The 21,527-nt window shown below is 64.0% G+C and carries 20 protein-coding genes; 8 read left to right on the forward strand and 12 right to left on the reverse strand.

Annotated features, from left to right (window positions below; genetic code table 11):
• Nucleotides 1-141 precede the first annotated feature (141 nt).
• Complete coding sequence (locus ACTJLC_RS03565) at nt 142-834, forward strand: FadR/GntR family transcriptional regulator (protein WP_083083129.1); 693 nt, start codon at nt 142-144, stop codon at nt 832-834.
• A 79-nt stretch (nt 835-913) separates the two neighbouring features.
• Here ACTJLC_RS03565 and gap read toward each other — a convergent pair whose 3' ends face one another.
• Both gap and tkt read right to left on the reverse strand, forming a co-directional pair.
• Nucleotides 914-1,924 (reverse strand): type I glyceraldehyde-3-phosphate dehydrogenase, encoded by a 1,011-nt coding sequence (gene gap / locus ACTJLC_RS03570; RefSeq protein WP_440843255.1) that lies wholly within the window; start codon nt 1,922-1,924, stop codon nt 914-916.
• A 95-nt stretch (nt 1,925-2,019) separates the two neighbouring features.
• On the reverse strand, nt 2,020-4,041 hold the full coding sequence (gene tkt / locus ACTJLC_RS03575; RefSeq protein ID WP_154874302.1) for a transketolase: 2,022 nt from the start codon (nt 4,039-4,041) through the stop codon (nt 2,020-2,022).
• A gap of 279 nt (nt 4,042-4,320) precedes the next feature.
• Here tkt and speE point away from each other — a divergent pair, with 279 nt between their 5' ends.
• From speE to ACTJLC_RS03590, 3 genes are all read left to right on the forward strand, one after another.
• Nucleotides 4,321-5,193, forward strand: a complete 873-nt coding sequence (speE, locus tag ACTJLC_RS03580; protein ID WP_440843256.1) for a polyamine aminopropyltransferase — start codon at nt 4,321-4,323, stop codon at nt 5,191-5,193.
• Between the two features lie 103 nt (nt 5,194-5,296).
• Nucleotides 5,297-5,710, forward strand: coding sequence for a VOC family protein (locus tag ACTJLC_RS03585; protein WP_073429130.1), 414 nt, complete (start codon nt 5,297-5,299; stop codon nt 5,708-5,710).
• A gap of 19 nt (nt 5,711-5,729) precedes the next feature.
• On the forward strand, nt 5,730-6,470 hold the full coding sequence (locus ACTJLC_RS03590) for a 16S rRNA (uracil(1498)-N(3))-methyltransferase (RefSeq protein ID WP_073429131.1): 741 nt from the start codon (nt 5,730-5,732) through the stop codon (nt 6,468-6,470).
• Nucleotides 6,471-6,665: 195 nt separating this feature from the next.
• On the opposite strand, the gene ACTJLC_RS03595 is transcribed toward ACTJLC_RS03590, so the two are convergent.
• The 3 genes from ACTJLC_RS03595 to ACTJLC_RS03605 all read right to left on the reverse strand — a co-directional run bounded on the left by ACTJLC_RS03595 (nt 6,666) and on the right by ACTJLC_RS03605 (nt 10,418).
• Nucleotides 6,666-7,226 carry a barstar family protein gene (locus tag ACTJLC_RS03595; protein ID WP_073429154.1) on the reverse strand — a complete coding sequence of 187 codons (561 nt, stop codon included), beginning with the start codon at nt 7,224-7,226 and terminating at the stop codon, nt 6,666-6,668.
• Between the two features lie 16 nt (nt 7,227-7,242).
• Nucleotides 7,243-7,656 (reverse strand): ribonuclease, encoded by a 414-nt coding sequence (locus tag ACTJLC_RS03600; protein WP_073429132.1) that lies wholly within the window; start codon nt 7,654-7,656, stop codon nt 7,243-7,245.
• Between the two features lie 422 nt (nt 7,657-8,078).
• Nucleotides 8,079-10,418, reverse strand: a complete 2,340-nt coding sequence (locus tag ACTJLC_RS03605) for an NADP-dependent malic enzyme (protein ID WP_073429133.1) — start codon at nt 10,416-10,418, stop codon at nt 8,079-8,081.
• A 228-nt stretch (nt 10,419-10,646) separates the two neighbouring features.
• Between ACTJLC_RS03605 and thiL the strand changes: the two genes are divergently transcribed.
• From thiL to ACTJLC_RS03625, 4 genes are all read left to right on the forward strand, one after another.
• Nucleotides 10,647-11,645 (forward strand): thiamine-phosphate kinase, encoded by a 999-nt coding sequence (gene thiL / locus ACTJLC_RS03610; RefSeq protein ID WP_440843257.1) that lies wholly within the window; start codon nt 10,647-10,649, stop codon nt 11,643-11,645.
• The gene (locus tag ACTJLC_RS03615) at nt 11,635-12,192 is read left to right on the forward strand and encodes a phosphatidylglycerophosphatase A family protein (protein WP_176035725.1); all 558 of its coding nucleotides are present in this window, start codon (nt 11,635-11,637) and stop codon (nt 12,190-12,192) included. The genes thiL and ACTJLC_RS03615 overlap by 11 nt, the downstream gene beginning before the upstream one ends.
• A 73-nt stretch (nt 12,193-12,265) precedes the next feature.
• Nucleotides 12,266-12,766, forward strand: coding sequence for a CinA family protein (locus tag ACTJLC_RS03620; RefSeq protein WP_073429135.1), 501 nt, complete (start codon nt 12,266-12,268; stop codon nt 12,764-12,766).
• Nucleotides 12,767-12,789: 23 nt separating this feature from the next.
• The gene (locus ACTJLC_RS03625) at nt 12,790-13,308 is read left to right on the forward strand and encodes a cupin domain-containing protein (RefSeq protein ID WP_083084181.1); all 519 of its coding nucleotides are present in this window, start codon (nt 12,790-12,792) and stop codon (nt 13,306-13,308) included.
• Nucleotides 13,309-13,396: 88 nt separating this feature from the next.
• Here the strand turns inward: ACTJLC_RS03625 and pyrF are convergent, their stop codons facing one another.
• The 7 genes from pyrF to ACTJLC_RS03660 form a co-directional block, all read right to left on the reverse strand.
• A complete protein-coding gene (pyrF, locus tag ACTJLC_RS03630; RefSeq protein ID WP_440843258.1) occupies nt 13,397-14,212 on the reverse strand; it encodes an orotidine-5'-phosphate decarboxylase in 816 nt (271 codons plus the stop codon).
• Nucleotides 14,213-14,371: 159 nt separating this feature from the next.
• Nucleotides 14,372-15,424 (reverse strand): aldose 1-epimerase, encoded by a 1,053-nt coding sequence (locus ACTJLC_RS03635; protein ID WP_083083121.1) that lies wholly within the window; start codon nt 15,422-15,424, stop codon nt 14,372-14,374.
• Between the two features lie 219 nt (nt 15,425-15,643).
• Nucleotides 15,644-16,549 carry an SMP-30/gluconolactonase/LRE family protein gene (locus ACTJLC_RS03640; protein ID WP_440843259.1) on the reverse strand — a complete coding sequence of 302 codons (906 nt, stop codon included), beginning with the start codon at nt 16,547-16,549 and terminating at the stop codon, nt 15,644-15,646.
• Complete coding sequence (locus ACTJLC_RS03645; RefSeq protein ID WP_073429139.1) at nt 16,546-17,346, reverse strand: SDR family NAD(P)-dependent oxidoreductase; 801 nt, start codon at nt 17,344-17,346, stop codon at nt 16,546-16,548. The genes ACTJLC_RS03640 and ACTJLC_RS03645 overlap by 4 nt, the downstream gene beginning before the upstream one ends.
• Before the next feature lie 51 nt (nt 17,347-17,397).
• A complete protein-coding gene (gene araH, locus ACTJLC_RS03650; RefSeq protein ID WP_073429140.1) occupies nt 17,398-18,414 on the reverse strand; it encodes an L-arabinose ABC transporter permease AraH in 1,017 nt (338 codons plus the stop codon).
• A 54-nt stretch (nt 18,415-18,468) separates the two neighbouring features.
• A complete protein-coding gene (gene araG / locus ACTJLC_RS03655; RefSeq protein ID WP_073429141.1) occupies nt 18,469-20,007 on the reverse strand; it encodes an L-arabinose ABC transporter ATP-binding protein AraG in 1,539 nt (512 codons plus the stop codon).
• A 358-nt stretch (nt 20,008-20,365) separates the two neighbouring features.
• The gene (locus ACTJLC_RS03660; protein ID WP_073429142.1) at nt 20,366-21,364 is read right to left on the reverse strand and encodes an arabinose ABC transporter substrate-binding protein; all 999 of its coding nucleotides are present in this window, start codon (nt 21,362-21,364) and stop codon (nt 20,366-20,368) included.
• Nucleotides 21,365-21,527: the final 163 nt, after the last annotated feature.

Genomic DNA, 21,527 nt, shown 5'->3' on the forward strand with positions numbered 1-21,527 from the left:
GTCAAGGATTACAAAAACAGTGTTTACCCGCTCTTTTCCCTAACTGCCAAGGTTCGGCGGATATGCCGATGGCGCTTGATCGCACGGCGTTCGGGACACGTATTACAATGCTGGTCAGACCGCATTCACAAGTGAGCCACGATGAAGAACGTCCCGCACACCGTCACAGACGCCGCCATCGCGACCATCCGCGAGCGGATCGAGGCGGGGGTCTATCCGGTGGGAAGTTTGCTGCCGGCGCAGCGTCAGCTCTCCGAGGAACTGACGATCAGCCGCGCGTCGCTAAGAGAGGCGCTTTCCACGCTGGAAGCGCTCGGTCTGCTGGTGATACGGCCCGGCAAGGGCGTGTATGTGGAAAGTTCGCAAGCCAAGGCCGCGCAGTCCTGGCGCTTCGCAAACCAATCGTCGCTGCCGGATACCTATCAGGTGCGCTTTGCGTTGGAGGGTTTTGTCGCACGCATGGCAGCGCTCGCCGTCAGCGAATCCGACCTCGTGTGGTTCGAGGACAATATCGCGGCCATGCAAACAGCGCTCGCCTGCGAAGAACTCGACGAAGCCGCACGCCTCGACTACGACTTCCACATGCGGATGGTGGGCATTGCCGGCAACGCGGCGATCGAATCGATCCTCAGCAGCAGCGCCGACATCATGAAGGAAAGCCAGCGTCTGCCGTTCTATCGGCGCGAACTGGTGCTGTCCACCTACAACGAACATCGCGCGATTCTGGATGCGCTCACGGCGCGCGACTCGGCAGCGGCGGGCAAGGCGATCGAAACTCATATCTCCAACGCCGCGCAGCGGGCCGGCGTCTATTTCCCGACGCCGCGGACGTAAAAAAACCGCTCCGAGGAGCGGTTTTTTTCTCCCTTCGCCTGCCGTCAAACAACACCGCGGGGCAAACGAAGCAGACGACTTACTTCGCGTTGGCCAGCGCCACCGCCGTGTCCAGCATGCGGTTGGAGAAGCCCCACTCGTTGTCGTACCAGCTCGACACCTTCACCAGGCGGCCCGACACCTTGGTCAGCGTCGCGTCGAACGTCGACGAAGCCGGGTTGTGGTTGAAGTCGATCGACACCAGCGGCGCGTCGTTGTAGCCGAGAATGCCCTTCAGCGCGCCTTCCGAAGCTTCCTTCATGATCTTGTTGACTTCATCCACCGTCGTGTCGCGCGCGGCGATGAAAGACAGATCGACAACCGACACGTTGATCGTCGGCACGCGAATCGCGTAGCCGTCCAGCTTGCCGTTCAGTTCCGGCAGCACCAGGCCGACCGCCGACGCGGCGCCGGTCTTGGTCGGGATCTGGCTATGCGTGGCCGAGCGCGCGCGGCGCAGGTCTTCGTGGTACACGTCCGTCAGAACCTGGTCGTTCGTGTATGCGTGGATCGTGGTCATCAGACCGTTCACGAGGCCGATCTTGTCGTTCAGCGGCTTGACGAGCGGCGCGAGGCAGTTGGTCGTGCACGATGCGTTCGAGATCACCGTGTCCGATGCCTTCAACACGTTGTGATTCACGCCGTAGACGATCGTTGCGTCGACGTCCTTGCCGCCCGGCGCGGAGATGATCACTTTCTTTGCGCCAGCCTTGATGTGCGCGCTCGCCTTTTCCTTGGTCGTGAAAAAGCCCGTGCATTCCATCACGACGTCGACGTTCAACTCGCCCCACGGCAGTTCCGCCGGATTGCGGTTGGCCAGCACGCGGATCTTGTCGCCGTTGACGACGAGGTAGTCGCCGTCCACCGACACTTCGCCGGGGAACTTGCCGTGCGCGGTGTCGTATTGCGTCAGGTGAGCATTGGTCTTGGCATCGCCGAGATCGTTGATGGCGACGATTTCGATATCGTGCTTCTTGCCGTTTTCATAGAAGGCGCGCAACGTGTTGCGGCCGATCCGGCCGTAGCCGTTGATTGCGACGCGAATCGTCATGGTCTATCTCCTGATGGCTGAAAAAATACGTTCATGTTCGTCTGACCGGCAGCGTTGCCGCGCGTTCGCACGCAGATGGCAACGCTTGCGGAAGATCAGCCGAGTGCGGCTTTAGCCGTCTCCACAACATGCTCGACGGTGAAGCCGAAATGCTTGAACAGCACGCCAGCGGGGGCTGATTCGCCGAACGTGTCGATGCCGACCACGCCGCCCTCCAGACCCACGTACTTGCGCCAGAAATCCGTCACGCCTGCTTCGATCGCGACACGGCGCACGCCCTTCGGCAGCACGCGCTCGCGGTATTCGGCGTCCTGCTTGTCGAACACAGTGGTCGACGGCATCGACACGACGCGCGCCGCGATACCTTCGCGCGCGAGCGGCTCGATTGCCTTCAACGCCAGTTCCACTTCCGAACCGGTCGCGATCAGGATGACCTTGCGCGCGACGATCTCGTCATTCCAGTCGCGCAGCACATAACCACCCTTTTCGATGTTGGCGATCTGCGCGTCGGTGCGCTCGGAGAACGGCAGGTTTTGACGGCTGAAAATCAGGCACGACGGACCGTGATGTTCCACCGCGTGGGTCCAGGCCACGGCCGTTTCGACGGTGTCGGCCGGCCGCCACACTTGCAGATGCGGAATCAGTCGCAGGCTCGCGACGTGTTCGATCGACTGGTGCGTCGGACCGTCCTCGCCCAGACCGATCGAGTCGTGCGTGAATACGAAGATCGACGGCGCTTTCATCAGCGCGGCGACGCGCAACGCGTTGCGGCTGTAGTCAGAGAACGTCAGGAACGTGCCGCCGAAGGCCTTGAAGCCGCCATGCAGCGCCACGCCGTTGATCGCGGCGCTCATGCCGAACTCGCGCACGCCGTAGTTCACGTAGTTGCCGGCTGCCAGGCCTTCCGGGTTCACCCGCACGGGCTTGGCGGCCTTCCAGTTGGTCAGGTTCGAACCGGTCAGGTCGGCGGAGCCGCCGAGCAGTTCCGGCAGCACGGCCGACAAACCTTCGATGGCCTGCTGCGATGCCTTGCGCGTCGCGACGGTTTCCGCGCGTTCGTTCGCGCCGGCGATGATCGCCTTCGCCTTGTCCGCCCAGTCGGCCGGCAACTGCTTGGCCATGCGGCGCGAAAATTCGGCGGCTTCCCGCGGATATTTTGCCTGGTAAGCAGCGAATGCCTTATCCCAGTCGGACTCGAGACGCGCGCCGCCCTCCTTTGCGTCCCACGCCGCATACACTTCCTGCGGGATCACGAACGGCTCCCACTTCCAGCCGATCGCTTCACGCGTCGCCGCGATTTCCTTGTCGCCGAGCGGCGCGCCGTGCGAGTCGTGGCTGCCGGCCTTGGTCGGCGCGCCTTCGCCGATCACGGTCTTGCAGCAGATCAGCGTGGGCTTGTCCGATTGCTTCGCTTGCTTGATCGCCGCGTCCACCGCGTCGACGTCGTGGCCGACCACGTTCGGGATCACGTTCCAGCCGTAGGCTTCGAAGCGCTTCGGCGTGTCGTCGTGGAACCAGTGCACCACTTCGCCGTCGATCGAGATGCCGTTGTCGTCGTAGAAAGCGATCAGCTTGTTCAGCTTCAGCACGCCGGCAAGCGAACAGGCCTCGTGCGAAATGCCTTCCATCAGGCAACCGTCGCCGACGAACACATACGTGTGGTGGTCGACGATCTTCGCGTCGGGCTTGTTGAATTCAGTGGCGAGCAGCGACTCCGCGAGCGCCATGCCGACGGCGTTCGCCAATCCCTGGCCGAGCGGGCCGGTGGTGGTTTCGACGCCCGGCGTAATGCCGTATTCCGGATGGCCCGGCGTCTTGGAATGCATCTGGCGGAAGTTCTTCAGCTCCTCGATCGGCAGATCGTAGCCGGTGAGGTGCAGCAGCGAGTACAGCAGCATGGAGCCATGGCCGTTCGACAGCACGAAACGGTCGCGATCGGCCCATTGCGGGTTCTTCGGGTTATGGCGCAGATGGCGCGACCACAAAGCCACACCGATTTCGGCCATGCCCATCGGCATGCCGGGGTGACCGGAATTCGCTTGCTGAACGGCGTCCATGGACAACGCGCGGATTGCGTTGGCCATCAAGGAAGTGGGTGCGGGAGACGGGGTCGTCATGTCGAGTCCGGAGACAGAGTCAAAAGGCGGTGCGCGCTTGAGGCCCGGAAGCTCGGCGGCCAGTCCGCCTCGGCGCACGGTGCGGCGCCGGGAGACGCGAAACGGGCAGAGCAAACGGACAAGGCTGAAAGCGTCACATTCTAACAGAACGTTAGACCCGCCCTGCGCGGAGAGCCGCCCGTCCGTGCGGCCCCCGCGCCCTGCAACGCCGCGCGGCGCGTGGTCCTTTACAATTATGCAACCTGAATTCGCCGCGCTCCGGACAGAGCCCGTCATCCCGTGAGCACTCTCTTGCTGTTCCACCCGAGTCCCGACGCCGTGTACGGTTTTCCGAACGCGAAACTGGTTGCGCGCGTCGATTCGCCTTATCAGCGCATCGAGGTGTGGGACACGCCGCAGCTCGGCCGGCTCTTCACGCTCGACGGCCGCCCGATGACTTCGACCGGCGACGAGTTCATCTATCACGAATGCATGGTGCATCCGGCCGCGCTGGCGCATCCGTCGCCGCGAGCGGCGCTGGTGCTGGGCGGCGGCGATGGCGGCGCCGCGCGGCAACTGCTCAGGCACCCGAGCATCGAGCGGATCGTGGTCGCGGAGCTCGATGAGGAGGTAGTACGCCTGACGCGCGAACATCTGCCACAGGTGGAAGGCGGGGCTTTCGACGATCCGCGCGTCGAACTGGTCATCGGCGACGCCGCGCATTACGTGGCGGCAACGGCAACGGCGCGGTTCGATCTCGTCGTATTCGACCTTACTCCGCCCGATTCGCCCGCCGCCGGGCTCTATACACCCGATTTCTACGCACACCTCAAGCGGATAATGAGCCCGACCGCCGTGCTCTCCGTACACCTCGGCTCGCCCTACTTTCATCCGCGGCGTGTCGCGGGCGTGCTCGACGGCTTTCGGACCACGTTCGCCGTCGTGCGCACGATGAACACCTTCGTTCCGCTCTACGGCTCGCTGTGGATGATGGCGACCGCCAGCGACGCGCTCGACCCGGCCGCCATCGCTTCCGAAACGCTTGCACAGCGCCTCGAAGCGCGGCAAATTGACTCGCTCAAGCACTATGCCCCGGCGTTGCACGCCGGCCTCTTTTCGGCATCGTCGTTAGCGCGGGATAAACTAAGTCGATTCCTAAAGCCGTTGTGCTAACACGCGGGCACAATATACGGTTCAGTCAACGCGCAATCGGCGTATCGATCGCGGTTGCCTGCCTCGCCTGCGTCTCGCAAACCCCATAGATCCGGAGAACTCCATGACCGCCTCCCGCCCAGCCGGTGTGCCTTGGTTGACCCCCTATCTGACGGTGCGCGATGCGCGTGTCGCGACTGCCTTCTTCGAGGCCGCTTTTGGTTTCGAGGTCCGTGACAGCGTGCAGGACGACGGGGTCGTCATGCATGTCGAAATGACTTATCAAGGACAGTTGATCGTGATGTTCGCGCCGGAAGGCGCGTTCGGCTCGGCGGCGAAAACCCCGAAAAGCGCGGGCGCAATTGCGCCGCAATCCTTCTATGTCTATGTCGACGATGTCGACGCGGTTTACGCACGCGCGCTAGCCGCCGGTGCAAAATCGCTGAGCGAGCCGCAGGATCAGTTCTGGGGCGACCGGTTCGCCCAGGTCGAAGATCTGGACGGCTACCGTTGGGCGCTCGCTCGCCACCTTTCGTGAACCAATGAGTATTTTTCTGATGCCTCGCTTTTTCGTCGGTATGCCCCTCAACTCCGACGACATCTTGCAGTTGCCCGATGACGTCACCCGCCACGTTCTCGTGCTGCGCTTGCAGCCCGGTGATTCGATTGTGCTGTTCAACGGCAAAGGCGGTGAGTACAGCGCCGAACTCGTCGAGGTCGAACGCCGCTCGGCCAAGGCGATAGTTCGTGAATTTCGCGCGGTGGAAGTCGAAACGCCGTACCACCTCACACTCGCGCAAGGTATTGCGGGCGGCGACAAGATGGACTGGCTCATCGAAAAGGCGGTCGAACTCGGCGCCTCCTGCTTCGTGCCGCTAACCACCACGCGCAGCGTCGTGCGGCTTGCCAGCGAGCGTGCGCAACGGCGGCATGCGCATTGGGAAGGCGTCGTGCGCGCGTCGTGTGAACAGTGCGGGCGCAATCGCCTGCCGGAAGTCATGCCGGTGCGCGAGATCGCCACCTGGCTCGGCGCGCTGCCACGCACACCGCAAGAAGGCGAATTGCGCATTCTGTTGTCGCCGCGCGCCAACATGAGCTTTTCGGCATTGCCCACCGAGCCGCCGCAAGGACGCGTCACCGTGCTGATCGGTCCGGAAGGCGGTTTTTCCGCAGTCGAGGAAGCGGCCGCCACCGCCTACGGATTCGCGGTCATCGGCCTCGGGCCACGCGTGTTGCGCACCGAAACGGCTGGCATCGCGGTCCTCGCCGCGCTGGCGGCTCGCTGGGGCGGCTGGTAAGTCGGCGCCCACGCCGTCCGCGCACGGCACCATCTCGACGAGTTGCGGCGCTATGCGCCCGACTCGTCAGACGAAGCAGCGGCAAGTGCATCGCCCCCCGTTTAGAGAGCAGAAAAGAGAAAGGCCCGCCAAAAATCGGCGGGCCTTTCTCTTTTCTGCAACCTTTCCTGGAACAAGCGGCGCTCGGGCGACCGATCAGGCAAACGAGTAAAACACCCGGAACGCCACCTTGCGCTCGGCCCAGAACTCGGCCGCTTCGCGGAACACGTCGAGCAGCGTCTCGCGGCCTTCCTTGTCGAACTTCTGCGCGACCGGCAATTGTTCCAGCACGATCACGAAACCGGGCTGGGCGCCCGCCTTTTGAACCAATTCGGTGAGGCAATCGTAGAGCGCGTCGTAATTCTTGCCGAAATGCTTCGGGAACAGGAACGACGTGGCGATAGTCTCGAGCACTTCCTGTTTGGACTGCGCGTTAGCGCAATACGCATACAGGAAATGCTGACCGAGTTGATTGGCCTCGTCAGCGAGATCCTGCACGCGAAACGCGCGGATCGACTGTACGATGTTCGGTCGTACGGTCTTGAAAAGGCTCATGGGCTCCTCGTTCGATGAAAGCACAGTGCTGGCTTCGCTCTGGTTATCGCGGCCCTGATCGCCGGCACGCATCTGCATGACGCGTTGGAACAAATTGCCGTCGCCGGCCGCGAAAAGATCCGTCGCGACTCCGGAGTCGTGCGCGTAGACGTTGTCGCTCATGCCGTTCATCCCGATGTCATTCAACAATACGATTAAAAGTGGTGTAGTGGTCGTCCGAGTAGTAGCAGTTATCGGTGCGCCTTAGCGGACCTCCGCAGACGATGCGGCGCGCCCCGCGATTACGTGAGCGAGGCGTGGGAACGGTGTATTCGTGGTAGTAGCCGCGCCGATGGGCCGGCAGCAATCGTTCGCGATTGCCGAACACGATGCCGTCCTTTTCATAGGGATAAGGCCCGCCAGCGTCGATCAAGTTCAATGTATTGACTGCCTCGCGCGGCAATTGCGCCACCGCGATGCCGCCCTGCCCCTGAGCGTTTGTACCCGGTGCCGTGGAGTCGCGAGCAAACGCGCCAGGCACGGTGCCGGATAAAGCGCAGAGCGTCAAAGCACCGATCAGCACGCCTTTCATGCCCAACCACTTGCGTGCCATGTATCAGGGGTTCCCCGCTGTTAGATCACGAGTTTGACGACCATGAAAGTCGTAAGGGTATCGCTAATAGCCAACGGAATCAACGTTCGCCGGGCAGGCGAAATCTTTCGTCAGGCGGGAAAGGGCCCCGGAACGGGCTTTGACGACTTTTGACAGATTACTTAGCCTGATCAGGCTAATATTAGCGCGACGGCGCAAACAGAGACCGATGGCATGGTGTTGCGACATCGCATGCGTGCCTCTGCCGCTATTTCCCGTCGCGGGGACTTTGGGCTCTCGAAGTCCCGAAAGCTTGACTGTGTCGTTTGCCTTTTGGGTGGCAATCCCCTGCTTACCCGCAGGCGTGCCCATTGCGGGCACGCCTTTTTTTGCGTGGCGCCGAAGAAAGTCGATCAGCGCTACACATTCCGCCCCGCCAGGGATCAGCGGGCGGCGATCACATCCGCCACCAGCAACGCCGTCATATTGACGATACGGCGCACGGTGGCCGAAGCGGTCAGCACGTGAACCGGCTTGGCCGCGCCAAGCAGCATCGGACCAATCGCGATGTTATTGCCCGCAGCGGTCTTCAACAGGTTGTACGAGATGTTGGCTGCGTCGATGTTCGGCAGCACGAGCAGGTTCGCATCGCCTTCGAGCGTCGAATCGGGCAGCACTTCGCGGCGCAGATTGGCGTCGAGCGCGACGTCGCCGTGCATTTCGCCGTCCACCTGGAGATCGGGCGCACGCTCGCGCAGAATCTCCAGCGTGTCGCGCATTTTCTGCGCGGTCGGCGCATTGCTCGAACCGAAGTTCGAATGCGATACCAGCGCGACCTTCGGTTCGATACCGAAACGGCGCACTTCCTCGGCGGCCATGATCGTGATCTCGGCCAGTTGTTCCGGCGTCGGATCGACGTTCACGTGCGTATCGACCAGGAAAATCTGCCGATTCGGCAGCACCAGCGCATTCATCGCCGCGTAGACGGCGCAACCCTCGCGCTTGCCGATCACCTGGTCGATGAAGTGCAGATGCCGATGCGTCGTGCTGATCGTGCCGCAGATCATGCCGTCCGCTTCGCCCTTCTTCACCAGCATCGCGCCGATCAGCGTGGTGCGGCGGCGCATTTCGAGCTTCGCCATCTGCGCCGTGATGCCCTTGCGGGACATCATCTTGGCGTATTCCTGCCAGAAATCGCGATAACGCTCGTCATGATCGGTGTTCACGACCGTATAGTCCTGACCCGCCACCAGACGCAGGCCGTAACGCGCGATCCGCTGCTCGATCACCGCCGGACGGCCGATCAGAATCGGCTTGGCCAGCTTTTCGTCGACGATGATCTGCATCGCGCGCAGCACGCGCTCTTCCTCGCCCTCGGCGAACACGATGCGCTTTTTCTCCGGCTCGACGCTGCGCGCGAGCTGGAAAATCGGCTTCATGGTCGTACCGCTGTGATACACGAACTGCTGCAGATGCTGTTCGTACGCGTCCATGTCCTCGATCGGACGCTCGGCGACGCCCGAATCCATCGCGGCCTTCGCCACCGCCGGCGCGACCTTGACGATCAGGCGCGGGTCGAACGGCTTCGGAATCAGATATTCCGGCCCGAACGACAGATCCTGAATGCCGTAAGCCGTCGCGACGATATCGCTCTGCTCCTGGCGCGCCAGTTCGGCGATCGCATTCACCGCCGCGATTTCCATTTCACGCGTCACCGTCGTCGCGCCCGCGTCCAGCGCGCCGCGGAACAGGAACGGGAACACCAGTACGTTGTTCACCTGGTTCGGGTAGTCGGTGCGGCCCGTGCACAGCACGGCGTCCGGGCGCACTTCCAGCGCCAGTTCCGGGAGGATTTCCGGTGTCGGGTTGGCCAGCGCCAGAATCAGCGGCTTGTCCGCCATCTGCTTGACCATCTCCTGCTTGAGCACGCCGCCGGCCGAAAGACCCAGGAAAACGTCCGCGCCGCCGATCGCCTCGGCAAGCGTGCGCGCCGCGGTTTCGCGGGCGAAACGTTCCTTGTCCGGGTCCATCAGTTCGACGCGGCCCTTGTAGACCACGCCGGCCAGATCGGTGACGGTAATGTTTTCGAGCGGCAGGCCGATGTCGACCAGCAGATCCAGGCAGGCCAGCGCCGCCGCGCCCGCGCCGGACGACACCAGCTTGACTTCCTTGATGTCCTTGCCGACCACCTTCAAACCGTTGGTGATGGCCGCCGCGACGACGATCGCCGTGCCGTGCTGGTCGTCGTGGAAAACCGGAATCTTCATGCGCTTGCGGCATTCGCGTTCGACGATGAAGCAATCCGGCGCCTTGATGTCCTCGAGGTTGATGCCGCCGAAGGTCGGCTCCAGCGCCGCGATCACGTCGACCAGCTTATGCGGATCGGATTCGTTCAGCTCGATATCGAACACGTCGATGCCGGCGAACTTCTTGAACAGCACAGCCTTGCCTTCCATGACCGGCTTCGACGCGAGCGGCCCGATGTTGCCGAGACCCAGCACCGCGGTGCCGTTCGTGACGACGCCGACCAGGTTGCTGCGCGCGGTGAAGCGCGCGGCGTTCAGCGGATTTTCGACGATCTCCTCGCACGCGAACGCAACGCCCGGCGAGTACGCCAGCGCGAGGTCGCGCTGGTTGATCATCTGCTTGGTGGGTGCGATCGCGATCTTCCCTGGGGTGGGAAACTCGTGATAATCGAGGGCGGCTTCGCGGAGTTTGCTATTGACGGGAGTCGACATAAGGCGGGCTTCGAAGGGCAGATTAGAATAGATGTTCGACGGCATTGTAGCCCCAATCGCCCGCTGTATCCCTTCAATACGGGTACAACTGCCGCGACTGAAACGTAGCGAAAGACCAGCCCGGCGTGCTTCGGGTCAGGCGCAAGCCGCGCTCGAACCGCCCGCGCGCCGAGTGCCGAACCGTGGCATCTTCGTCGAATGCGCGTCGCGCGGCGGCTCTCGCAGCCTTGTCGTGACACTTTCGCGGCCCCTATCCTTCACCCATCGCCACCCATGCTCTCCGAGTTCTCGCTGATCGACCGTTTCTTCGCGCGCCGCGCCGCGGCCCAACCGTCCGACGCCGCGGCGGACACGCTCGGCATCGGCGACGACTGCGCACTACTCGCGCCCCGCGCCGGCGAGGTGCTGGCGATATCCACGGACATGCTGGTGGAAGGCCGCCACTTCTTTCCCGATATCGATCCCGAGGCACTGGGTCACAAGGCGCTCGCGGTGAACCTGTCCGACCTCGCCGCGATGGGCGCGCAGCCGCAGGCGTTCACGCTGGCGTTCTCCCTGCCGAAAGCGGACGAAGCCTGGCTCGCCGCCTTCAGCGAGGGCCTCTTCGCGCTGGCCGAACGCCACGGCTGCGCGTTGATCGGCGGCGACACCACCGGCGGCCCGTTGAACCTGTGCATCACCGTGTTCGGCAGCGTGCCGCCGCGCATGGCGCTGCGCCGCGACGCCGCGCGGCCGGGCGACGACATCTGGATTTCCGGCACGCTCGGCGACGCGCGCGCCGGGCTCGGCGTGCGGCGCGGCGAATGGTCCGCGGACGCCGACGACGCCGCGAGGTTTCGCCATGCGCTCGAACGCCCGGAGCCGCGCGTCGCGCTCGGTCTCGCGCTACGCGGCATCGCGCACGCGGCGCTCGATCTGTCGGATGGACTCGCCGGCGATCTGCTCCACATCCTCGAACGCTCGAACCTGCGCGCCACAGTCGACGCCGACGCCGTGCCGCGTTCCGCCGCGCTGCGCCGTCTGTCGCCCGAGGTCCAGCGGCGCTGCACGCTCGCGGGCGGCGACGATTACGAACTGTGCTTCACCGCGCCGCCCGCCGCGCGCGCCTCGGTGGAAGCAGCCGGCCGCGAGGCGGGCGTGCCGGTCACGCGCATCGGTACAATAAGCGCTCTTCAAACGGCGGCCGACCGCCCCGCGATCGACTGGCGCGATGCCGCCGGCGCGCCGCTCACTCTGACGTTGCAAGGCTTCGACCACTTTCATGCAGACTGATCAACCGCTCGGCCCCGCCGACGATCTCATCGGCAACGAGCCGCCCAAAGCGCCCCGCCCGCAGCCGCGCCGCGCCACCGCGCGTTTCATGCTGTCGCATCCCCTGCACGTTCTGTCGCTCGGTTTTGGCAGCGGCTTGTCGCCCGTCGCGCCGGGAACGGTCGGCACGCTGTTCGCCTGGGCCTCGTTCGCGGTACTGAGCCGCTATCTGACCGTGATCGAGTGGGGCGTGCTGATCGCCGCCGGCTTTATCTTCGGCATCGCGATTTGCGGGTTTACCGCGAGGAAGCTCGGCACCGACGATCCGTCGCCTGTAGTGTGGGACGAAATCGTCGCGTTCTGGCTGGTGCTGCTGATGGTCACGCCCGTCACGCTGACCGGCCAGTTCTGGGCCTTCATCGTGTTCCGCTTCTTCGACATGGTGAAACCGCCGCCGATCAGTTATTTCGATCGCCGTCTGAAGGGTGGTTTTGGCATCATGTTCGACGACCTGGTCGCCGCGTTTTTCACGCTGCTCGTGATTGCGCTCTGGCGCATGTCGGTTTAACCGCGCCGCCCGGCAGCGCCGCTGTGCCGCCGGGATTCCAACCGCCGCCCCTGTTTTTCGGATTGACGACGCCATGCCTACCGATTCCGTGGTTCATCAGCTCGCGATTCGCGTGAGCAACCGCCTGCGCGATGAGCGCCTGCTGCTCGTCACCGCCGAATCCTGCACGGGCGGCATGGTGGCGACCGCGATTACCGATATTTCCGGCAGCAGCGGCTGGTTCGAACGTGGCTTCGTCACGTATTCGAATCAGGCGAAGTGCGAGATGATCGGCGTGCCGCCCGATCTCATCGACAAGCACGGCGCGGTCAGCGAACAGGTCGCGCGCGCGATGGCCGAGGGCGCGCTGCGCAACAGCCGCGCGCAGGTGTCGCTGTCGATCACCGGCGTCGCCGGCCCCGGCGGCGGCACCGCGGCCAAGCCGGTCGGCATGGTGTCGTTCGGCTGGAGCAACCGGCTGCATACGTCGGTGGAAACGAAAATCTTCAAGGGCGATCGCGAACAGATCCGCGTGCAGGCCGCCGCGCATTCGCTGCGCGGCATGCTCGCCTTGCTCGACGAACGCGAACATTAAACGTCGCTGGGATGCCGAAACCGATGACCGATTCCCTCGCAGCCAAGGACGCATTGATCCGCCGCTTCGATCTGAAACCGCATCCTGAAGGCGGGTTTTTCAGCGAAACGTACCGGTCGGCGGAACGCGTGACGCGCGCCGACGGTTCAGCGCAAACGCGCTCGGCATCCACCGCGATCTATTACCTGCTGTGCGACGGCGCGCATTCGGCGTGGCATCGGATCAAGTCCGACGAGCTCTGGCATTTCCATGCCGGCGAGCCCTTGCTCGTTCATGTGCTTGATGAAGCGGGCGCGCTGGTGACGCACCGCCTGGGCAATGCGCTGACGCATGCCGATGCCGTGTTTCAGGCCGTGGTGCCGGCGGGTTTGTGGTTTGCCGCGGAATGCGCCGATCCGTCGACGTTTGCGCTGGTGGGCTGCACGGTGGCGCCGGGATTTGAATTCAGCGAGTTCGAACTGGCGGATGTCGGCGCGTTGAAGGCGCGGTATCCGCGGCATGCGGCATTGATCGAGCGGCTCGGGCCGGGCCGCACCGGGTAGCGTTGAATCGGGCTCGGGCGCACCCGATTCGCAAACCGGTCGCGCCCGATTCCCTCAAGACACGCTTGTAATCAACGACCGCCGTCCATCACCGAAACGCATTGATCCGGTCCCGCGTTTGCTTCGCGGCGTTCGCCGCGGCGTCGGCGAAATCGTCGTCCTTGCCGGCGTAAATGATCGCGCGCGACGAGTTGATCAGCATGCCCGTGCCGTTCGCGGTGCGTCCGGCGTTCACCGTTGCCTCGACATCGCCGCCTTGCGCGCCGATGCCCGGAATCAGCAGCGGCATATCGCCGACGATCCCCCGCACCGCTTCGATTTCCTTCGGGAAAGTCGCGCCGACCACCAGACCCAGCTGGCCGCTCGCGTTCCACTTATCCGCCGCCAGTTGCGCGACGACCTGATACAGCGGACGGCCGCCCGTCTCCAGGAATTGCAGATCCGAGCCGCCCGCGTTCGAGGTGCGGCACAACACGATCACGCCCTTGCCTTCGTGCGCCAGATACGGCTCGATCGAATCGAAACCCATGTACGGATTCACCGTCACCGCGTCCGCCTGATAGCGCTCGAACGCCTCGCGCGCGTACTGTTCGGCGGTGCTGCCGATGTCGCCGCGCTTCGCGTCCAGAATCACCGGCAAGCCCGGATGCTTCGCATGAATGTGGGCGATGAGCTGTTCGAGCTGGTCTTCCGCGCGATGCGCCGCGAAGTAGGCGATCTGCGGTTTGAACGACGACGCATACGGCGCGGTGGCGTCGACGATGGTGCGGCAGAAATCGAAGATCGCGTCCGAACGGCCCGCGAGCGCGCGCGGAAATTTACTGGGCTCGGGATCGAGGCCGACGCACAGCAGCGACTGTGTGCGCTGCCAGGCGTCGTTGAGTGTCTGAATGAAATTGGACATGGGGGGTCTCGCGGCGAGCCGATTGCGGAAGGAGGCGCGTATTTTACCCGTGCTGAGCGGCGGGCCGCGCTTGGGCGTGTTGGGCGCCAGCGCCAGCGGCCGGTCCACGCCTGCACCATGCCAATGCTCCTCGCGCGCCCCCTCTCGCCCCGCTCCGCCCTACTGCCGCCGCCGCGACCCGCGCGCGCCCGGCATCGAGCGCAAACCCGTGCGTTCGACCGTGAAGCGAAACGTGCGCGTCAAGCGCTCGCCGCGTCCTAGCAACGTCATGCCGTTTTCGCACGCGCCGCCGGCCAGGTTCATCGCGTTGATCGGATGATCCACCGGTTCGAAACAGAAGAAATCCTCACCGCGCGGCGTATACAGCACGTAATAGTCGGTGTCGGCTGCGATGTTCAGCGACAGGCGGCGCTTGGGCCACACCACCGCCGCCTGTCCGCTCCAGCCGGTAAACGCGTGATTGACGATGGTGTCCGGCAGCGGATACGCCACGCCGAATTGCCACGCGGGCGGCGCCGGCACGTGGCGCACGGGCAGCCAGTCGTCGCCGGAAAGCCAGAGGCCGCCGGCCGCGGCCGATAGTTCGGTAGCGGCGTCGCGCACGAAGAAGGGATGCACGCCGAGTCCGAACGGCAGCGCCTCACGGCCTGCGTTCTCGACTTCGAGCGTGATGACGAGCGTGGGGCCGTCCAGCGTATAGCTTTGCGTCGCGCGAAACGCGTAGGGCTTGCCGTCGTGGCGATCGAGCGTCAGACGCACGTTCTCGCGGTCCGACTCGGCCACCTGCCAGGCGGACTGCCAGCCGTCGCCATGAATCGGCAACGGCTCGTCGGCGCGATTGCGCGGCACGTCGACACGCCGTCCGGCGACCGTGAAGCGCCCGCCGCCGATCCGGTTCGAATACGGCAGCAGCGGATAGCAAGCCAGTTCATTCGGCTGCGTATCCGCGGTGAGGTGGCGGCAGCGGCGGAAAATCGGCGTAAGCGCGCCGTCGTCGCGCCAGTCGAAACGCGTGATGCCGCCGCCGAGCGTCGGCGCGACGTCGAGACGCAACTGCGCGTTGGCGAGCGTGATGCACGCGAGTTCGCCGCCGCTGGTTTCGCCGACCGCCACCGCCGACGTGCTGGGGCCCGCCAGCACCGGATTGGCCGCGGCGGCGAGTCGCGAGCGCCGGCTCTGGGACGAAGAGGAAACAAGATTCGCAACAGTCATATCTGGCTCCATCGAGAGGCGTGGGACGTGGCCGTCATTGCTGACGGATGCTGTGGGCGATTTTTTACACCGGTCGCCTCTGGGTCCGAACTGCATGCTGCCGATTTGCTGCCGATGTGCTGCCATCGGATTTGCGACATCAACTTCTGATTGGCTTTCAAATTCACTGCATCAACACGCCGCGCCGCCGCCCCGCGAATGAGGCAGCGTCATTCTGCGCTATGCGGGCGCGCCCTGGAACACCGGCTCAGGCAATCCCCGATGCGCGGGCGTGGCGATGAACACGCCGCCCGCGCGAGCGTCGCCCGCGAGCGCCGCCGCGTCCAGCCCGATGCGCGCGCTCGTGATGTAGAGGGTGCCCAGTTGCGGGCCGCCGAACGCGACGCAGCTCGGCTGCGTGGTCGGCACGTCGACGCGTTCCGTTTCCACGCCGTCCGCGCCATAACGCACGACGCGCCCGCCGCCCCACTGCGCGTTCCACAAGCCGCCGTCGCGATCGACGGTCGAGCCGTCGGGCTCGCTGGTGGCGTCCGTCAGCGTCGTGAAGAGGCGGTCGTTGGCGACCCCGCCGTCCGCGCGATAGTCGCAGGCGCGGATTTCGCGAGTCGGCGAATCGCAGTAGTACATCGTCGCGCCGTCGGGGCTGAACGCGAGGCTGTTCGAGATCGCCGGCGCGGGCAGCGGCAGACGCTCCAGCGAGAGATCGTGATTCAGCCGGTAGAAACCGCCGATCGCTTGCAACGGCGCGCCTTCGTCTTTCGTGCCGAACACGAAGCGCCCCTGGCGATCGCAGCGGCCGTCGTTGACGCGCGTATTCAGGCCGGGTTCGACGTCGACGATACGCTGCGTCTCGCCGGTGGCCAGGTCGAGGAACGCCAGATGTGTGGCGAGACCTAGCAACAGGTAATGCGGATCGGCGCACAACGCGAAAGTACCGAGGCGCTCGGGCATGCGCCAGAACGTCGTGCGGCCGTCGCTCGGATCGTGGCGCCACAGGCGCGCGCCTTCGATGTCGACCCAGTAGAAGCGGCCGGTTTGCGCACACCACGTCGCGCCCTCGCCGAGCGTGCATTTCGTATCGAGCAGCAGCGCCGCGCGATGCGGGGTACGCGATCCCGCACTCACGCCCAGCCTCCGTCCACCACGATGTCCTGCGCGGTGATCATCTTGCTGTCGTCCGCCGCGAGGAACAGCGCCATGCGCGCGAGGTCAGCGGGGTCCAGCTCGGCGTCGATGCACTGCCCTTCCTTGATCGAGCGGCGGCCCGCGTCGTCGAGCCACAGGCGCTTCTGCTTTTCCGTCATCACCCAGCCCGGCACCAGCGTATTCACGCGAATATTGAAATGCCCGAGGTCGCGCGCGAGACCGCGCGTCAAACCCTGCACCGCCGATTTCGAAATCACGTACACCGGATAGCCGCCGTTCTTCAGCATCCAGCTAATCGAGCCGAGATTGATGATCGAGCCGCTGTTGGCCGCTTTCATGTCCTCCATCACCGCCTGGGCCGCGAAGAACTGGTGGCGGATATTCACCGCGATGCCCGCGTCAAACGAAGCGGCGGTGACTTCGCCGATCGTGTGACGCTTGTCGTTCGCGGCGTTGTTCACCAGCACCTGAATCGGGCCGAGCGCGGCCCTGACGTCGGCGATCGCTTTTTGCAGCGCGTCGATGTCGGTCAGATCGCACGGCAGGAACAGCGGCTTGTGCTTCGAATCGCCGAGTTCGTCGGCGAGCGCTTCGCCCGCTTGCGCATCGATATCGAAGAACGCGACGCGCGCGCCTTGCGCCGCGAAATGCTCGACGAACGATGCGCCGATACCGGTCGCGCCGCCCGTGATCAACACCGTGCGGTCGACGAGACTCGGGTAGCGCGCGAACACGTTCCCCGCGAGACGGGCGTTTGCATTGGCCGGAGACGACATCGTTCGATTCCTTTTAGAACAAAGTGGTGAGTCGCAGCATTGATCGCGAGTTTAGTCGCGCGATCCGCGGTTCTTCAACTGGTCGAGCAGCACGGCGGCGAGCAGGATCGCGCCGCGCACGAGGTACTGGTAGAACGCGTCGATGTTCAGCAGGTTCATCACGTTCTCGACCGTGCCCATGATCAGCACGCCGATCACGACGCCGGAAATCGTCGCGCGGCCGCCGAGCAGCGAGACGCCGCCCAGCACGCACGCCGAAATCACGTTCAGCTCGAAGCCTTGCGCCGCGTTCGGCTGACCCGACGTGATCCGCGAAGCGAGGATCACACCTGCCAGCGCCGTCACCGCGCCTTGAATCAGGAAGATATAAACGCGCGTGCGTTCGACGTTGATGCCGGCGAGACGCGACGCTTCGGGATTGCCGCCAATCGCGAGCGTATTGCGGCCGTACACGGTCTGGTTGAGCATCACGCCGAATACGATGAAGCACATCAGCGTGACCCAGATCGGCAGCGACACGCCGAAGAAACTCAGGCCGCCCAGCTCGATGAACGTATCCGACGACACGCCGACCGCCTGCCCGTGCGACACGATAAAGCCGAGACCGCGGACGATTTCCATCGTCGCGAGCGTGGTGATCAGCGCGTTGACGCGCAGATACGCGATCACCGCGCCGTTGACGAAACCGATCACCGCTCCGGCGAACACCGCCGCGACGATCGCGATGAACGTATTACCGGTGGCGTTCAGCACCATCGCGCACAGCACGCCGGCAAACGCGACCGTCGAACCGACGGACAAATCGAAATCGCGCGACGCGAGACAGAACATCATCGTGCACGCGACCATGCCGATCTGCGAGATCGACAGCGCGAGGCCGAGCATGTTGTCGATCGAGAAGAAGTGATCGACGGTCAGCGACATCGTGACGAACATCACGATGAAGATCACGATCAGGCTGTACTCGGTGATTTGCTGCCACCATTTCGCACGATCGTTGGGCTGCGGAATCAGCGCTTCGGCGGCGCTTTTGGCGGCCTGTTGCGCGAGGTTTTCTCTGGCTTGCATTTTGAATACTCCTCCCGTTCCCCACGGGTTGCCGGACTTTCGTCCAAATAAGGTTCAGGCCGCCTGGCTCACGGCGTTCGCCGTGCCGGGCAGCGCGGTCGAGCTTTGCGGCAAGGCGAGGCTCAACACCGATTGTTCCGTTGCATCCTTGCGCGACAGTTCGCCGGAAATCCGGCCCTGGCGCATCACGACGATGCGGTCGGACACGCCGAGCACTTCCGGCAATTCCGACGAGATCATCACGATCGCGCAGCCGCGTTCGGCGAGTTGATAGATCACGTTGTAGATTTCGTGCTTCGCGCCGACGTCGATGCCGCGCGTCGGTTCGTCGAGAATCACGACTTTCAGGTCCGGCTCGGCGAGCCAGCGCGACAGAATCGCCTTCTGCTGATTGCCGCCCGACAGAAAGCGAATCTTCTGGCGACGGCTCGGCGTCTTGATCTTCAGCAGCTTGATGAAACGGTCGGCGGTTTCCGCTTCCTTGTTGCGATCGAGGAACATCCCCGCGCGCAGATAGTGACGGCGGCAACTGATGTTGATGTTCTCCGACACGGTCGCCATCGCGACGATGCCCTCTTCCTTGCGATCCTCCGGGCACAGCACGATGCCGTGCCGGATCGCTTCGCCCGCGCTGCGCACCTTGATCGGCTTGCCGTCCAGCACGAGTTCGCCGCCCTTCTTGTGATCCGCGCCGTACACGAGGTGCATCAGTTCGCTGCGGCCCGCGCCCACCAGCCCGAAGAAGCCGACGATCTCGCCGCGCCGCACCTCGAAGCTGGCCGGCTGCGCGAGCGCATGGCCTTCGATGCCCTTGGCGGCGAAGCGCACTTCGCCGAGCGGCCGCTCCGAGTAGTTATAGATGTCCGAGATTTCGCGCCCCACCATCTCGCTGACGATGGTGTCGCGCGACACGCCTTCGAGCGTCGGATGCGAGGCGACCTTGCGGCCGTCGCGAAAGATCGTGCAGGCGTCGCACAGTTCGTAGATCTCGTCCATGCGGTGCGAGATGTAGATCATCGCGCGGTTGTCGGCGCGCAGATCGCGCACCAGCTTGAACAGCACCTCGGTCTCGCGATGCGACAGCGAACTGGTCGGCTCGTCCAGCGCGATCACGCGTGCGTTGCGCAGCAGCGCCTTGCAGATTTCGACCATCTGACGCTGCGCGATCGAGAGCTTGCGCAGCTTCGCGCTCGGATCGAGCGCCACGCCCATCGCTTCGAGCCGTTCCAGCACGAAGCGCTTCGCCTCGCGCTTGTTGACCCAGCCGAGCGAGTTCGGCAATTGGCCGAGCAGCAGATTTTCCGCGACCGTCATGTCGGGCACGTATTGCAGTTCCTGGTGAATCACCGCGATGCCAGCCGCGATCGACGAAGCCGCGCTCGTGAAGCGCACCTCGTTGCCGTCGATCAGCACGCGGCCCGAATCGGGCTGATATTCACCGCCGAGAATCTTCAGCAGGGTCGACTTCCCCGCGCCGTTTTCGCCCATCAGGCCGTGCACCTGGCCGACGTTGACGTCGAAGGACACACCGTCGAGCGCGCGCACGCCTGGAAAGACCTTGCCGATATTGTCAAAACGTAGCGTCGCTGACACTTCGCCTCCTATGTCGACAGGAGTTAGCGCTTTAGCGCTTACTCCTGTCCCATGCAGTTGTATGTCGACGGGAGCTAGCGCTTCAGCGCTTACTCCCGTCCCATGCAGTTGTATGTCGACGGGAGTTAGCGCTTCAGCGCTTACCTCTATCCCATACAGTTGTATGCCGACCTGACCTGGCGCTTGAGCGCTACTCAGATCCCATTCGTGTGAGACCGTGCGTTGAAGCGCCTCGTGGATGCTTCAACGCACGGTTTGCCTCAACGCTTCATCGCTTGTTGCCGCCGCCGGTGCGCGCTTTCATGCACTTCATGAACAAGGGCGCACCGGCAGTTCGTTGCTCCGCGCGTCGAACCGCTTACTTCGACGCGAGGCCCATCTTCTCGCGCACGTCGCCGACGTTCTCACGCGTGGCCAGCATGCCGGTCGTAAGCGTCAGGGCCGGCGGCGCCTTGCCTTGCGTGATCCAGTCGTACATCAGCGTGGAGGTTTCCTCGCCGTGGCGCTTCGGGCTGATGATGACCGTGCCGAAGAAGCCCGTCGGCGACGGCTTCTTGAATTCGTTCAAGGCCGAGTCCGAACCGCCGATGCCGATACCGATCATGTTGTCCGCCTTGAAGCCGCGGCCTTCCGCTGCGCGCACCGCGCCGAGCACGCCTTCGTCGTTCAGCGCGTAAGCGACCCAGTGCTTGAACTGCGGGTTCTTGGTCAGCGCGATGTTGGCCGCGTTGAAGGCGTTTTCCGTGTCGGTCTTCGCTTGCGGCGCGGCGATCACGTTGGCTTTCGGGAAGCCGGCGGCGACCAGCGCATCGGTCGCGCCGCTGGTGCGGTCATGCGCGGTCGGCAGTTGTTCGTAGGTGACGTCGATCGCGCCGACGTCCTTCATGTCCCAGCCGCGCTTCTTGATTTCCGCGGCGAGGCCGTCGCCGACCTGCTTGCCGATGTTGTACGCGGAGATGCCCATGTGCGGCACCGAGGCGATCGGCTTGCCCGCGCCGTCCACCAGACGATCGTCCACCGTGATCATCTTCAGGTTATGAGCCTTCGCCTTCGCGACGATGCCCGGTCCGAGCTTGACGTCCGGCGTGCAGATCACGAAACCTTGCGCCTTCTGCGCCGACAGGTTGTCGATCGCGCTCATCACCTTCTCGCCCGAGGGCGCGCCGATCTTCACCAGCGTGAAGCCCTTTTCCTTGGCGGCGATTTCGGCGAACTTCCACTCGTCCTGGAACCACGGCTCTTCCGGCTGCTTCACGAGGAAGCCGATCTTCACCGGATCGGCGGCTTGCGCGGCCGTTGCGTTGAACAGCACACCCGCCGCCGCTGCTGCCAGCGTGAGGAAAATTCTACGTTTCATGATGCGTGTCTCCTGACTAATTGATAACGAGAAGGTATCGGCCGCGTCTTCTTGTACCGGTTGTGACACACGCGGCCAGCGCGTCGTCCGGTGAAACTTTGCTGCTTGTTTTACTGCCCGTTTTTTACTGCCCGTTGTGCTGCTGTTTTGCTGCTGCTTCGCT

Origin of the sequence: Paraburkholderia sp. 22099 (genome assembly GCF_052045835.1) — a bacterium.
Taxonomy (GTDB): Bacteria; Pseudomonadota; Gammaproteobacteria; order Burkholderiales; family Burkholderiaceae; genus Paraburkholderia; species Paraburkholderia terricola.